The sequence below is a fragment of the Edaphobacter flagellatus genome (assembly GCF_025264665.1).
Classification (GTDB): domain Bacteria; phylum Acidobacteriota; class Terriglobia; order Terriglobales; family Acidobacteriaceae; genus Edaphobacter; species Edaphobacter flagellatus.
In genome coordinates this window covers 2792019-2806541 of sequence record NZ_CP073697.1, presented here as the reverse complement: position 1 = coordinate 2806541, position 14523 = coordinate 2792019, and the positions used below count along the sequence as shown (strand labels likewise).

Genomic DNA, 14523 nt, shown 5'->3' with positions numbered 1-14523 from the left:
TCTGTGACAAACTCTGCGGCCAAACCCTTCGAGCTTATTGCCGGACACCCCGTACTCGATCTGGTCAATACGCTGGACTGGCGATTTCGGGAATCCGGTACGGAAGAGCTCCTTCCCGATTACGCTGAACTGTTGCGCTTCGCCGAGCAGTCCGCGCTGATCTCCCCTCGTCAGGCACGCCAGATGCGACAGGCAGCATCGGAGCGTACCGCAAAACAGACGTTCCAACTTGTGATCGACCTGCGTGAGGCCGCAGCTGCGATCTTCTATGCCTTACTCGATGAACGAACTCCGTCGCCGGACGCTATTAAAAAACTTGACTACCATCTGCACGTAGCGCAAGCGAACTGCAACCTGCACTGGGCAAAGGGCTCCGGCTTCACGCTGCACTGGACCGATACCGTAAACCCGCAGCTTCCGCTATGGATGCTGTCGCAGTCCGCCGCCGATCTGCTCGTCAGCGAAGCCGCAGCATCGCTCCGCGAGTGCGCCAACGCCGAATGCCGCTGGCTCTTTCTCGACACCAGCAAAAATCGCTCCCGCCGCTGGTGCGATATGAAAATCTGTGGAAACCGCATGAAGGCGCGCCGCTTCAAGGCGCAGCACAAGGCGTAACCCCGCCGCATCGACTATCCTGTTAGTACATAGCTTTCAAGGGCGTAGCCATTCAGCCGCGCCCGAACGAAGAAGAGGAATCTTCCCTTGCCATTGAACTGCGGAATCGTCGGCCTGCCCAACGTGGGCAAGTCCACCATCTTCAACGCGCTCACCTCGGCCAAAGCCCAGGCGGCGAACTATCCCTTCTGCACCATCGAGCCGAACACCGGCACCGTGGTCGTCCCCGATGAACGGCTCGACCAGATCACCAAACTCGTCGTGCCCAACCGCACCGTGCCGACGACGATGGAGTTCATCGACATCGCCGGTCTGGTCGAAGGCGCCAGCAAAGGGGAAGGACTCGGCAACCAGTTCCTCGGCCACATCCGCGCCACCGACGCCATCTGCCACGTCGTGCGCTGCTTCGACGATCCTGAAGTGGTGCACGTCGCTGGCGGCGTCAATCCGCTGCACGACATCGACATCATCAACACCGAGCTGTTGCTCGCCGATCTCGACACCGTGGACAAGCGCGCGCAACGCGTCGAAAAGCTGGCTCGCAATACCCAGGACGCAAAGATCAAATCCGAGGCTGCAGCCGTCGCCAAGCTCAAGGCCGTGCTCGAAGCAGGCAAGCCCGCTCGCACCGCCGACCTCACCGACGACGAGCGCGCCGCCGCCCGCGAACTCTTTCTGATCACCATGAAGCCGCAGCTCTACGTCGCCAACGTCGACGAGGCAGCATTGACGACCGGCAACGCCTACACCGAGGCCGTCGAAAAGCGCGCCGCCGAAGAAGGCTCGCAAGTAGTTCGCATCTGCGGCGCACTCGAGAGCGAAATCGCGCTGCTTGAACCCAGCGAGCGCACAGAGTTTCTGGAGTCGGTCGGCCTCAAAGAACCCGGACTCAACCGGCTCATCCACTCCGCCTATCGGCTGCTCGACCTGATCACCTACTTCACTGCTGGCGTGCAGGAGGTCCGCGCATGGACGATCAAGCGCGGCACCAAAGCTCCAGGCGCAGCCGGCGTCATCCACTCCGACTTCGAGCGCGGCTTCATCAAAGCCGACTGCTACTCCTGCGAAGACCTCTTCAAGTACGGCAGCGAACAGGCCGTCAAAGAAAAGGGCCTGCTGCGCTCAGAAGGCAAAGAGTACATCGTCAAAGACGGCGATATTCTCTTCTTTAAATTCAATGTTTGATCGACGTGCTCTATCCGATCGCTGATGATCGCCCTCAATTAATCGTGAGGGCAATCGTCACCGGTGGCGGTGGAGTAATTCCCACCGCGGTCGTTGTCGCCGAAATGGTGACTGTATAACTTCCCGCAGTCGTTCCAGCAGGTGGAGGTGGCGTTGGCGATCCTCCCCCGCTACCCCCTCCGCCGCATCCGGAGAGCGCCGCCATTCCGGCAATCGAAACCAGAGCGATCGCTAGCGCGCGCCAGCTCCGGCGACGACGCATCGGAAACAGCCAGAGGGCCAGCACGCAGGCACTCACCTTACCCAGGTGCCCCCAAAGATCAGTTCCCTCCGCTGAAGCCGTATGGAGCGGCCTGGCCGTTGAGCCAATCGTGACGGTCGATTGAAAGAGCGGTACTCCATTTGGGCCAAGCGCCTGACTGGGATTGCTTATCAAGCATGTCGGCGGATTTGCCGCGGCACCGCTGTTGGAGGTGATCGAACAAGCCAGGTTCACTGTCCCGGTAAACCCTAGGGAGGAGATGACATTGACCGTATCGGTGTTTGCGGTCTTCGCTCCTGCGGTAAGAGAAAGCGTAGAGGTCGTGTGCGTCATCTGGAACGATGCCGGCTGCGAAAGCACCGTCTGGTTGATAGCAGCCGACGTCGAAGGCTGCCGGTAGGCATCGCCCGAGTAAGACGCGGTGATAGAGAACGTTCCTGCGATTGAAAAGATCTCGGGCGGCGAGAAGGACTGATTGCCTGTTACCGAGACAGGAGCGCCCAAGGCGACTCCATTCGAATACAGCTGTACCGTCCCGGTTGGTGCAGGCATGCCAATCGTCGATACCGCCGTATTGATATACATTCCGAAAACGCTACCGCCCCCCACTCCGATAGACCCCGAGGAAGAAAGACTCACTGTCGCTGACAGCCTCGTGACCGAGTACGGCAACGACACTGAGGTGGACGGCGAGTACACCGAATCGCCCAGATACCGAGCCGTCACCGTGTAGCTTCCGATTGTCGGAAAACGCAACATAGGCGTTGTTGCCGTCCCATTCACCAACGACACCGTCGCTACATAGTCTGCATAATTCGCACCCACGACAAGAAAACGCACCGATCCTGTAGGTGTGGGCGAGCCTGAGGGACCGGCCACTGTTGTGCTGAAGGTCACTGTCGTCCCTACCGGAATTGATGTGCTCGATGCGGTGACTGACGTGGTCGAAGTGAGCCCTGTCACAACCAGCGTGAAGCCCGGCGCCGTCGATGCCGCATAGTTGCTGTCACCGGAATACATCGCCGTAATGTAGTACGTTCCCGCCGCCGAAAAAGGAAGCGCAGCCGTGGTCGCCGCTCCTGACGACACCGCCACGGGCGCACCCAACGCATTGCCGTTCGCATAAAACTGAACCGTCCCTGTCGCTGCGTTTGCGCTGACCGTTGCGGTGAAGGTCACCGTCTGCGTATTCGTAATGGTCGTCGCGCTTCCACGAACCACAAGCGTTGTAGCAGCACCACTGGGACGCGATACCGATGCAGCGGCCGAAAGAAAGTTCGCCACGTCCAGCGATCCAAGCCCCGTCGCAAGATCGTAACCGGTCGTCAACGCATAGCCCGCCTGTCCCCCCAGAGTGCTTGTCGCGGACGGCGTGCTGTTGTTGCACAGGCTGGGAATGCTGACCGTGCAGTTGGAAACTCCGCTTGAGGCCGGTGTCGTATCGTGAAACGCATTCGGCGCCGACGCCGCAAGCCGATAGAGCATCGGATTCAGATTGCCCTGCGCTCCTCCCAGCTTCTGATTCAGTATCGCGGCAATGCCCGCCATCAGCGGCGCTGCATTCGACGTGCCACCAACATTCAGGAAGTAGTTCGAGGCGCAATCTCCTCCCGCCGCCGCAAAGCACGTGAAATACCCGTCATGGCCTGCGCTGGGAAAGCTGATATCAGGAACATCTCTGGCATGATCTGCTGGAACGCCCGTCCCTGTCTGCCACGATGGCTTGGGAACATACACACTGGCCCCGCCTCCCGTGCCAGCCCCAACATAGCCTCCCAGAGACGACACATACGTCGGCTCATTCCACGCGCCTTCCGGGATATACCCAATCGCAGACGCCAGGTTGCTGCTGTTGATGTTGGTCCAGTAGCTCGTGTTGAAGCTGAGATCGTTAAACTGCGTCCCGCCCACACAGGTCGCATACGAGCTCGAGCAGATTTCATTGATGCTGAGGAACTGGGTCGCCGGCACGACCGCGCCATTCTCATTGCATTCGGCGGCCCCCGAGTCGCCCGAAGAGACGAACACAGAGATGCCCTCGCTGGCGGCCTGCGAAAACAACGCATCCCACAGCGCCACTGAAGATACACCGCTATAGCCCTCGCAGCCGCCAAAGCTGATGTTCATCACCGGGTCCAGCAGCGTCTGCACCTCATACTGCGCCGCAAGATACAGTCCGTCGTAATTGCCCGCGTGGCCGCTGACAACCAAATCGACCTGCGCCCGCGGAGCCGCACTAATCACACGCTGGACATCGAGGGTGGCCTCAATCTGATCTCCGTCATTCGTCATACCGGGATCGACACCATTCGTCGGAATAACCGTATTCGGCAGATTGTTTGCTAATCCCGTCTTGCTCTCAAACGCCGTTATATCGCTTGCAGCGACACGCGAGCGGCCAATCACCGCTACCTTTTGCCCGGCCCCGTTCAAACCGGAGCTATAGACCGAATTGATATCGAAGATCGTCGCTAAATCTCCCGGCACGAGAAAGTGATTTCCGTTGACGGTCATCTGCGGACGAATGCCGCCCGCATTCGCCGTCTCCGCAAGCGACCTCACCTCGACATGATGCTGCGGCCTAATCTCCACTTCGGCGATCCCCGAGATGGAAGCCACAATCGGAGCCAGAGCAGCAGGAATCGCCGGCTCTTCTATAGGCGACAGATGCAGCGTCCCGCTCTTTTCGAAGTAGTGAAGATCCACACCCAGCGCAGCCTCGAAGGAAGATGCCGGACCGGATACATGGACAAACAGGCCGCTCGGGGCAATCTCTTTCACCACCAGCCCCTGCGACACAAACCATCCGCTCAGTGCATCCAGATCGTGCTGCGTAGGCCCGTACTGCTCTCCCACCTGTTGCGGCGTCAGCCATTGGTGATAGCGCGGCGAATCCACATTTTGCTGGTCCGCAAGAAGCTTTTCAAACTGCGCCTGCAGCTCGGGCGAACGCGAGAGAACAAACGTCATATTCAGCTCGGTGTTCGACGATACCGCCCCGCGATCACGCGAGCGGATGGCCCATCCCGGAACATGCCCCCGCAATCTCGTGCTCACCCCGGCATCAGGGCGAGCGATAACACGATCCCGCTGAACAGCAGTTCTTCCCTCAGCAAGAGACAGAATCGGACACAAGGCAGCACAAAGCAAAGCAAGGCAGCGAAAAACCATAGCAGGTAAATCCCAGTTCTAATGTGAGGGACTTATCCTACGACACACGACGTGAAATTTCCTAGCTCTAAGTGACAGCCGCAGTGAAGATACCTTCGAAGCGCACAAGTGTCAGCCCGCTCCCCGGCTTCATCGCCTGATCAATCGGCTTAGATTCGATCAGTGGTGCGAGCCTCCACCGGAACTTCCGCCACTGCCCCCTCCACCGCCGCTATGGGAAGCGCCGCTACCACCACCGCCTCCCATACTTCCTCCTCCGCCACCACCGTGAAACGAGCCTCCACCTGCACTGGAGGAAGCGCCGCTGGAATGCGTGCTGCTCGCACTGCTGCTGCCTCCGCGAAACGCGCTGGCGTTCCCGCCTGCCGGATGATTCGCCCCAGTACCTTGCACTCCGGCACCAGCACGCTGTGCACCTTGCTGCGCCTGCGCATTGGAGGCTTCCTTCCACGCCATACCCTCAGGCGCGGAGCCACGATGCAGAGCCAGCGGCACCGGTCCCGTGTTCCGCTCGTTGAGACTACGCTGCGACATCTCCGGAGCCATGTAGACCTGACGGCTCGCAAACCCCTGATGCTCCACCTGGCCCGAGAGCTGGCGCAAGCTGCCGAGCTGTCCGCGCGGAACCCCCAGCCCCGCCGAATCGCGCGCAAAGACGAAGCGATTGCCTCCATCCATCTTCGACTGCACCAGCGGCGTCTTGTTCACCAGCACCATCGACTGCGCCACCGTCGTCGGCCGTCTCGGCGGACGCGCCGCAACCGTACCTCGCGCCACCTTGTCAGGATGCCCACCCGTCAGCACAGCATTGCGCAGCCCATACCATGCTCCGCCCGGCTGCCATCCCCAGCCGCCATTGCAGAACATCCACGAACCCGTGTGATACGGCAGCCATCCCCACGGATACGGCGAGACCCACGAGTACCCTGCCCCGGGATACATCGCCCACACCCCATTGCTGTACGGACTCCACGACGCGCTGACAAAGTACGGCTGCCACATCGCGCCGCATCCGGTATTCACAAACGAGCCGTAGTAATACAGATCGCTGACGCCGTATCCGTTCGAGGCAAGCAGCGAATTCCCCTTGTTGTAGTGCTCGTGATACTTCAGCGCATCCTTATCCCAGGCGTCGAATGGTCCTTCATCTACCTTGTGCGCAATCTCGGGCTCTGCATTCGTTGTCAGATTCAGCGTCAGCGTCTGCTTCTTGCCAACCAGCATCGTTCCTGCACCATCGTTCATCGACGCACTGCCGGAAAAGACCGCCAGCTCAGCCTTAGGAGCATCCAGCGTCAGCCGCAGGTGCGTACCCGGACTGATCGTGACATGCATCTTGCCCGTGGTCACCGTGAACTCGTTATCCTTCGTCTTCTCTGTGTTCACGTAGACCGTGCCGCGATTCACCTGGATCGTCGATGCCTTCACCCCCGTGCTGCGCAGCACCAGCAGCGGAAACTGCACCTCGGTGTCAGGAGCCAGCCGCAGCGTACTCCCGTCTTCGAACTCCACCTCCGCCAGGCCATCGGTGCTTTGTAATTTCACTCCCTGCACAATGGGCATGTTCTGCATGGACAGCTCCAACCCATGCCCCACACCGCGATCCATCATGACCTTGCCAGTGACATCGCTCAAACGAACGATGCGCACCTCCACGTCACCAGGCTGCGCATCCTCCGGATCCGATGTGCGAGCATCCACCTTTGCCCCCACCGGCTGGGACACCGTGTCCGCAGCAACGGCCTTCACCACGTCGGCCTGCAACTCCGTTTTATCTGTCGCGGAATTTGCCGCGCTGACTCCAGGCTTTGCTGCGCCTGCCGCACTTTCAGACGGCTCCTGGGCGGCCACAATACCAGCCATCGCCAACGTCGCCATCAAAACTGCGGTTGCCGCCGATCCATGAAGAGGAAACTGCATTTGCGTCATGGGAAACCGCCTTTAGGAACGCCCAAAGTATACGCCGCGCGCCCCAACAACCATATCGCTGTACGTTCAGATGCTTCGCCGAGAGCAATACGTTCAGTTTTTATGATCCCGAACTATCTTTCTCGATCACAGCCTCCGGTCGCTGCGCATACTCCGCCCACGATCCGTCGTACAGCCGCACCTTCTCCGCCCCAGCCAGCTCCAGCCCCAGCGCAACCACAGCCGCTGTCACGCCCGATCCGCACGTCGTCGTCAACGGCTGATCGAGCCGGACACCCTTCGCCGCAAAGACCTCTTTCAACCCATCCGACGACTTCAGCCGCCCTTCAGCCACCAGCTCCGTAAACGGCACCGAAGTCGCCCCCGGCATATGCCCCGAGCTCAGCCCCGCCCGCGGCTCCGGAGCCGTCCCCGCAAACCGCCCCGCCGAGCGCGCATCCAGAATCTGCCCACGCTCCGCAATCGTCTTCTGCATCTCGGCAAAGTCCTTCAACCGCGAGCGGTCAAGCTTCGCGTGGAAGCTCGCCGCCGGACGCTTCACCTCACCCGACTCCACCGGCTGCCCCGCATCCACCCACGCCTTCAATCCACCATCCAGCAGGTAGACCTCCTTCACGCCGTACGCCTTCAGCATCCACCGCGCACGCGGAGCCGAGAAGACGCCCTCCTGTTCGTACACCACCACCGTCATGCCGTCGCCCACACCCAGCACCGACATGTTGCGCGAGAACTCCTCGTCCGCCTGCAGCATGTGCGGCAGCGTCGTTGCGTGGTCCGAAAGCGCATCGATGTCAAAGAAGACGGCTCCTGGAATATGCCGCTCCACATAACGCCCCCGCGTATCGACAACAGGCGTAACGCCAACAGGAGGCAGCGTCGCATCCAGCACGACGACGTTGGGATCGCGAAGACGCGCAGCAAGCCACGAGACAGAGACCAGAGGATTCATACCTCCAGCTTATCGCGTGCAAACCAGCCGGCTGGCCCCTGCCAGCAGCGCATAGGACATTCAGCCCTCCTCAGCCAACGTCCGCCTTCTGTACCATGAACAGGTTTCTATTCCCCTCCAGTGAAGGAGCAGACATTCATGGCAAAGCAGACACGCAGAGGCCTCCTCAAGAACGCCGCACAGGCAGCCATCGCAGCAGGCGGAGTGCTAACCGCGCAACAGGCCTCCGCCCAGACCGGCGAGCACGCCCTGGTCAAAAAGGACGCCACCGGTAAGTCGCAGACGCAGTTCCCCTTTACCTCCGTCGTCTCTCTTGGCAACCTGCTCTTCGTCTCCGGCATTGGCTGCCGCGTCCCCGGCACCATCGAAGAGTCGACCAACTGGGTGCTCGACGAGCTCGAAAAAAACCTCGCCGCCTCCGGCTCCTCGCTCGAGAAAGTCCTCAAGGTCAACCTCTTCATGGAGAACATCAAGGAATTCGACCGCATGAACGCCGTCTACAAGAAGCGCAAGTGGGGCACCGTCTTTCCCGCGCGCAACACCACCCAGCCCGCCGCGCTGCCCACAGGAGACTACGGCCTGGTCATCGACTGCATCGCCTACGTCTAGCCACACACGCTGCGGATCGCACCACACCCCTTCGGTAAGATGAATTTCGTTCAAACAATAAGGAGAGTCATGCCCCATTCCCAGGACCCCGCCGACGAACTACAGGCATCCATCACCAGCCGCAGGGAGTTCCTGCAAGGATCGCTGGCCGTAGGCGCAACGCTCGCCTCCGGCGCACTGCCCGCCATCGCCGCACCCACGCCCGGCCAGAAGCGTCCGAACCTGATCTTCTTCTACGGCGAAGGCCAGCGCGCCGACGCGCTCTCCATCGCTGGCAACAAGATCCTCAAGACGCCGAACCACGACCGCATCGGCCAGGAGGGCATGTACTTCAAGAACGCCTTCTGCACCAACGCGCTCTGCGCCCCCGCACGCGCCACCGCGCTCACCGGACTCTACTCGCGCACCACGGCAGCATTCGATAACACCGGCCTCCACCGACCGCTGCCCGAAGACATTCCCCTCTTCACCGACCTCCTCCGTCAGGCAGGCTACGAAGTCGCCATCGTCGGCAAGGTCCACGTCCGCAACGGCGTCGAAGACCGCAACTGGGACTACTACTTCGGCCACAACGACCCCGGGAACGACTACGCCAATCCCTTCTTCAAGGAAGGGCGCAAGGGCAAGGTCGGCGAGCAGAAGCAATACCACGGTGTCTACCCCGATGACATCACCACCGACCGCGCCCTCGCATGGCTCCAGGAAGACCGCGGCGACAAGCCCTTCTGCCTGCTCGTCTGGTTCGTTGCGCCGCATGAGCCCTTCTTCCGCGCTCGCCGTCACTTCGATCTCTACCGCGACACCGTCATCCCCAAGCCCGCCACCTTCGACGACGACCTCAAAGGCTACCCCGGCAAGCCCAAAGGATTCGTCGAAGCCGAAAACAAGATCGGCACCACCACCACGCACGTGGCCTGCGGCTCCCACGAAGGCATCGTCAAGGACTACTACGCCGGTCTCGTCGCCGTCGACGAAAACATCGGCCGCATCCTCAACTACCTCGAGAAGAAAAATATCCTCGACGACACCGCCATCGTCCACACCTCCGACCACGGCTACTTCCTCGGCGAGTTCCGCTGCTTCGACAAGCGCCTCATGCACGAACCCTCGCTCCGAGTGCCCATGATGGTCCGCTACCCCAAACGCATTCCCGCCGGCACCGTGCGCGAAGAGATGGTGCTCGACACCGACCTCGCCCCCACCTTCCTCGACCTCGCCGGTGTCCCCATCCCCGCGCACATGCAGGGCAAGAGCATGCTGCCGCTGGCCAAAGCCGCCGACCCCAGCTTCCGCAAGGAGTGGTACTACGAGTACTTCGAGTGGCCCAACCCCGAAGCCGTTCGCCCGCACCGCGGCATCCGCACCGAACGCTACAAGCTCATCCACTACGTCCAGGACAACGACTTCGAGCTCTACGACCTGCACGCCGATCCCGGCGAAACCAACAACCTGCACGGCAAGCCCGAGGCAGCCACGCTCGAAAAACATCTGCTCGAACGCCTCGACGTTCTGCAGAAACAGGTGCCCGAAAGAAAGAAGGCCTAGCGCCGTTCAAGCACCCTCTACCGGAACCGAAGAAGGGCCAACGCTTAACCGTTGGCCCTTCTTCTGGATCACGCATCCTCAAGGAATCGCAGTGAAAATCTTTTCTCTTTCAAGAGAACCCTGCTGGAGTTTCGTGCGTCCCATAGAGTGTCGGGTCGCTATTTGGGATTGAAACCAAAGGACGATCTGATCTCTTCACCTGCTTTGGCACGGCGCGTGCAACATCCCTGTAACAACCAACGCCGCCATGAGCGGGGATGAGGGGGAGGCAGCTTATGGCAGCCGTTACAACATTTACCTGCGTCTGCGGGGTTCAGAAAAAGACCACCAACCACTGGATACTGGCCAAAGTTACCTCGAACTCCGTCACGTTTCTGCCCTGGGACTGGGATCTTGCTCTCAGCGACGACATCATCATCCTCTGCGGCGAAGGGTGCGCCGCAGCCCTGCTCAGCCGCTCACTCGGCGAGTGGAAGCAGCTACCCACCGACGTTCCGCACATGACCGCCTCCGCCTGGCAGCAACAGCAGCAGCACTAGACACCAGCAGCAGCACGAGACACCGCAAGTGCGCATAACTCCGTCCGCAAAGAACATTTCTTTGCCCTGCTGAGGTGTCATTCCGAGCGAGCGCAGCGAGCCGAGGAACCCCCGCATTTCTTCGCAGGATGCATCCTCGACCAAATCCTACGGATAACTCGTCACCTTCGGCGTCACGCGATGCGGAGCCACCGACGTAGGCCCACCCGCATCGTTGATCACGTTATCGATCGACCCCAGATTATCGAGCGCCACCGTAATCATGTGCTCAAACCGAACCCCCGGCGTCTTCGGCACCTCGATCGCCCGCGTCAACTTCACATCCGGATGCCGAAAGACGCTATAAACACCCAGCCCATGCGCCTCATGGCTCGTCACATTATCGGCAACCTTGTACGACGCGAATCCATCGACATTCGGCGCGCTTCTCCACCCCGCCTGATCGGGCACATCATACGGAATCTCCGACTGGTAGAAGAACGTCCTGCCGCCATTGCCCTTCCACAGCACCTGGTACTGCTGGTAGTGCTCGACGAACAACCCATATGCCGTCACATCATTGCCTGCGACCACCACACCATTCGCGCCCGTGTTGCTCGTCCAGCCCACACCCTTGCCGTGGTCCGCGCGCCACACCCAGGTGTGGTCGATAATCACGTCGCTTGAGTTCACCGCCAGCGACACCTTCGCCTTGCCCACCGCCGCTCCGCCCACACGGAAGAACACATCCGCCACCAGCGTCGGACGCTTCACATGCCGCAGCCTGCTGCCCTCCGGCCCCACCTCCAGCAGCACCGGCGACTCCGTCTCGCCCGCATCGAACAGCAACCCGGCCACCGTCACGTTATCGACATCCGCCACCGCCATCGCCGCATTCCCGCGCACCGGCTTCAGCGTCGCAAACCCCAGCCCCAGCACCACCGTTCCCGGACGGTTCACACGAATCGTGTCGCTCAGCTCATAGATTCCCGGTGTCAGCAGCAGGTTCTTCCCCTGCGCCAGCTCCGTGTTGATCGTCTCCACCGAATCCCCCGGCTTCGCGATAAAAAACTTCTTCAGCGGAATCGTGCTGCCCGGCGTCTCGCCGCCATGCCACGTCACGCCCACGCTGTTCTTCCGCAGCTCCGGTACACGCACCGCATACCGGCCCTTGTCATTCACAAACAGAAACGGCCGTTCCCGCACCACCGGCGTCTGCTCCACCTTCGTATACGGAGGCTGTGGCCATTCCCCCTCCGGCAGCTTGTTCACGCCCACAAACACCATGTTCCAGTTCGAGCCCTTCCAGCTTCCCCACTCCACATTGCGCGAGATCCACTGCTGCTGCGTGCCCGAGTTCACCTCGCCGTCCACCACCGTGTCCGACATCCACCCGCCGCTCGACCACCCATGCTTCTGGTTCAGCACCATGCTGCCCTTCACATGCATCCGCCGAAACGGAGCCGCCTGCGACACTGCCCACTGCATCTGGCCCTCTGCAGGCCCGCCCACCGGCGTGACCGAAAAGCCCTCCATCGCCCGCCAGAACGTCGTCGTCGCATTGTCGTTCTTGAAGGCCGCATCGCTATGCACGTTGCCCGTAATATGCACCGCGTCGGGAGTCGCACCCAGACCCAGCACCTCCGTGTAGAACCCCACCGGCACATCGACCTTGTACTCGCCCGGAGCGAACAGCAGCGCATAGCGCTCATTGCCGAACTCGGCATGATGCTCCGCCTCATACACCTTGTCGATCGCCGCCTGCATCTCCGCCACGGGCGTCTTCGGCGTAAACACCAGCACGTTCCGCCCCAGCTCCGCCTTCCCCTGAGCCACCGCCGCCCCACTGCACACCACTGCCAGCAACGCAGTCAAAACCCTCTGCATGGTCCAAGCCCTCTCGTTCCACAAAAACCGCAATGGCAATCAAGATACCCCAAACCAGCAGCCACGCGCTTCTTAGAAAAACGTTTGTCTGGTAATGAAACCTGTTCTCCGGCAAACGCCCTACTTCACCCCGAACAAGCCGACACCCATGCATGCCGCTGCACAAGCGGACCCTTCAACCTCGAACTCTACTTCAAACTCCGCAGCCGCCTGCACGCCTCTTCCAGGTCCTCATCCTTCTTCGCAAAGCAGAACCGCAGCAGGTCCTCGCCTTTGCCCGTGCGGAAGAACGCCGACCCCGCCACCGCCGCCACACCCGTCTTCTTCAGCAGCGACCGCGCCCTCTGCGCCGCATTCTCGCCTTCCAGCACATCGCCCAGCCCAGCCGTCGAAGCCAGGATGTAATACGCTCCATCCGGCACATACGGATCGAGCCCCGCATCCCGCAACGCTCCCACCAGCATCTCGCGCTTCGACTCATGCTCCAGCGCCAGCCCCGCATAGAACGTCCTGCCCAGCCGCTCGATTCCCGCCGCCACGCCATGCTGAAACGGAGCCGGTGCGCACACATACAGCAGGTCGCTGAAGTAGCCAATCGCACCCAGCCACTTCGCATCGGCGATCACATACCCAATCCTCCAGCCCGTCACCGAGAACGTCTTCGAGTAGCCCGACATAATAATCGTCCGCTCGCGCATCCCCTCAATCGCCGCTGGCGAGATGTGCTTCGCCTCGCCATACACAAAGTGTTCGTAGATCTCGTCCGTCAGGATGAACAGGTCGTGCTCTCGCGCAATCTCCGCCAGCCCCTCCAGCTCCGCACGCGTAAACACCTTGCCCGCCGGATTCGACGGCGTATTCACCACAATCGCCCGCGTCTTCGGCGTAATCGCCGCGCGCACGCGGTCCAGGTCCAGCGCCCACGAACCCATTTCCAGCTCCACCGCCACCGGAACCACGCGCATCGAACGCAGCGTCCCCACGTGATAGCCATAGAACGGCTCAAACAACAGCACCTCGTCGCCGGGATCGAACAGCGCCAGCGCCACCGCATGAAACGCGCCCGTCGCCCCCGACGTCACCAGCACCTCGCGCTCCGGATCGACCACCAGCCCCTGCATCCGTTCTGTCTTCTCGGCAATCGCTCGCCGCAGCCGCGGAATCCCATCCAGACGCGTGTAGATGTTGTGGCCCTCATCAATGGCCGCCTTCGCCGCCTCAGCCACCACCGAGGGAACTTCGGTATCGCACACGCCCTGCGCCAGGTTCACTCCGCCCACGCGATCGCTCTCCATCGTCATCGCGCGAATCTCCGACTGCACCACGCGCGGAGCCAGCGCGCTCAACCCCAGCCCGCGCCCCTTGACCACCTCAGCTCCCACCATCGCAGCACCTCCATGCAAAGTGCTTCTATCTTACGTCCGCCCTCTTCGTGCCGCCGCCCAGCCCAAATCCACGCATCGCCGTAAAAAGAAAGAGGTGTCATTCCAAGCCGAGCCGAAGGTGAGTCGAGAAATCCCCACATCTCCCATCCGAGCCACAAATGCCTTGGCTCGATGGACATTCGTGCTTCGCGCGAACCGATCCATATTGCACCAGCCTGAGTCGGTACCGCGAAAATCCGGCCAAAAACCTTTGTCAAGCCCCAAAGAACTCCCCGCACGTCCCCATCAAGCCAACAACCCAAGCTCCTCCAACCACTTACCCCGAACAAACAATCTTCGCCAAAAGTGCCGATTTCCCCCTCCGGCTTTGTTAACCTAGAAATAGAGGATCAATCGAGCCGGAAGGCATCCCAAAGCGGCACACAACTCCTTTATCATCAATATTTTGCATATTAACTGCTTTACTTT

10 protein-coding genes are annotated in these 14523 nt (G+C 60.9%); 5 read left to right on the top strand and 5 right to left on the bottom strand.

Translation table 11 applies throughout. The features are described from left to right. The first annotated feature begins 3 nt into the window (after nucleotides 1-3). On the top strand, nucleotides 4-615 hold the full coding sequence (locus KFE13_RS11725) for a CGNR zinc finger domain-containing protein (RefSeq protein ID WP_260703310.1): 612 nt from the start codon (nucleotides 4-6) through the stop codon (nucleotides 613-615). Between the two features lie 87 nt (nucleotides 616-702). Beyond that, nucleotides 703-1800: a redox-regulated ATPase YchF gene (ychF, locus tag KFE13_RS11720; RefSeq protein ID WP_260703309.1), complete on the top strand. Its 1098-nt coding sequence runs from the start codon at nucleotides 703-705 to the stop codon at nucleotides 1798-1800. Nucleotides 1801-1834: 34 nt separating this feature from the next. Here ychF and KFE13_RS11715 read toward each other — a convergent pair whose 3' ends face one another. The 3 genes from KFE13_RS11715 to sseA form a co-directional block, all read right to left on the bottom strand. After that, on the bottom strand, nucleotides 1835-5119 hold the full coding sequence (locus KFE13_RS11715) for an Ig-like domain repeat protein (protein ID WP_260703308.1): 3285 nt from the start codon (nucleotides 5117-5119) through the stop codon (nucleotides 1835-1837). 273 nt (nucleotides 5120-5392) lie between these two features. Then, complete coding sequence (locus KFE13_RS11710) at nucleotides 5393-7162, bottom strand: DUF6600 domain-containing protein (protein ID WP_260703307.1); 1770 nt, start codon at nucleotides 7160-7162, stop codon at nucleotides 5393-5395. 100 nt (nucleotides 7163-7262) lie between these two features. Beyond that, on the bottom strand, nucleotides 7263-8111 hold the full coding sequence (sseA, locus tag KFE13_RS11705; protein WP_260703306.1) for a 3-mercaptopyruvate sulfurtransferase: 849 nt from the start codon (nucleotides 8109-8111) through the stop codon (nucleotides 7263-7265). Between the two features lie 138 nt (nucleotides 8112-8249). On the opposite strand from sseA, the gene KFE13_RS11700 reads away from it, so the two are divergent. The 3 genes from KFE13_RS11700 (at nucleotide 8250) to KFE13_RS11690 (ending at nucleotide 10804) form a co-directional block, all read left to right on the top strand. Beyond that, nucleotides 8250-8720 carry a RidA family protein gene (locus KFE13_RS11700; RefSeq protein WP_260703305.1) on the top strand — a complete coding sequence of 157 codons (471 nt, stop codon included), beginning with the start codon at nucleotides 8250-8252 and terminating at the stop codon, nucleotides 8718-8720. Between the two features lie 69 nt (nucleotides 8721-8789). Beyond that, on the top strand, nucleotides 8790-10265 hold the full coding sequence (locus KFE13_RS11695) for a sulfatase family protein (protein ID WP_260703304.1): 1476 nt from the start codon (nucleotides 8790-8792) through the stop codon (nucleotides 10263-10265). A 275-nt stretch (nucleotides 10266-10540) separates the two neighbouring features. Then, the gene (locus KFE13_RS11690; protein ID WP_260703303.1) at nucleotides 10541-10804 is read left to right on the top strand and encodes a hypothetical protein; all 264 of its coding nucleotides are present in this window, start codon (nucleotides 10541-10543) and stop codon (nucleotides 10802-10804) included. A 147-nt stretch (nucleotides 10805-10951) separates the two neighbouring features. On the opposite strand, the gene KFE13_RS11685 is transcribed toward KFE13_RS11690, so the two are convergent. Continuing rightward, nucleotides 10952-12670, bottom strand: coding sequence for a coagulation factor 5/8 type domain-containing protein (locus KFE13_RS11685; protein ID WP_260703302.1), 1719 nt, complete (start codon nucleotides 12668-12670; stop codon nucleotides 10952-10954). 188 nt (nucleotides 12671-12858) lie between these two features. Beyond that, on the bottom strand, nucleotides 12859-14055 hold the full coding sequence (locus KFE13_RS11680) for a pyridoxal phosphate-dependent aminotransferase (protein WP_260703301.1): 1197 nt from the start codon (nucleotides 14053-14055) through the stop codon (nucleotides 12859-12861). Nucleotides 14056-14523: the final 468 nt, after the last annotated feature.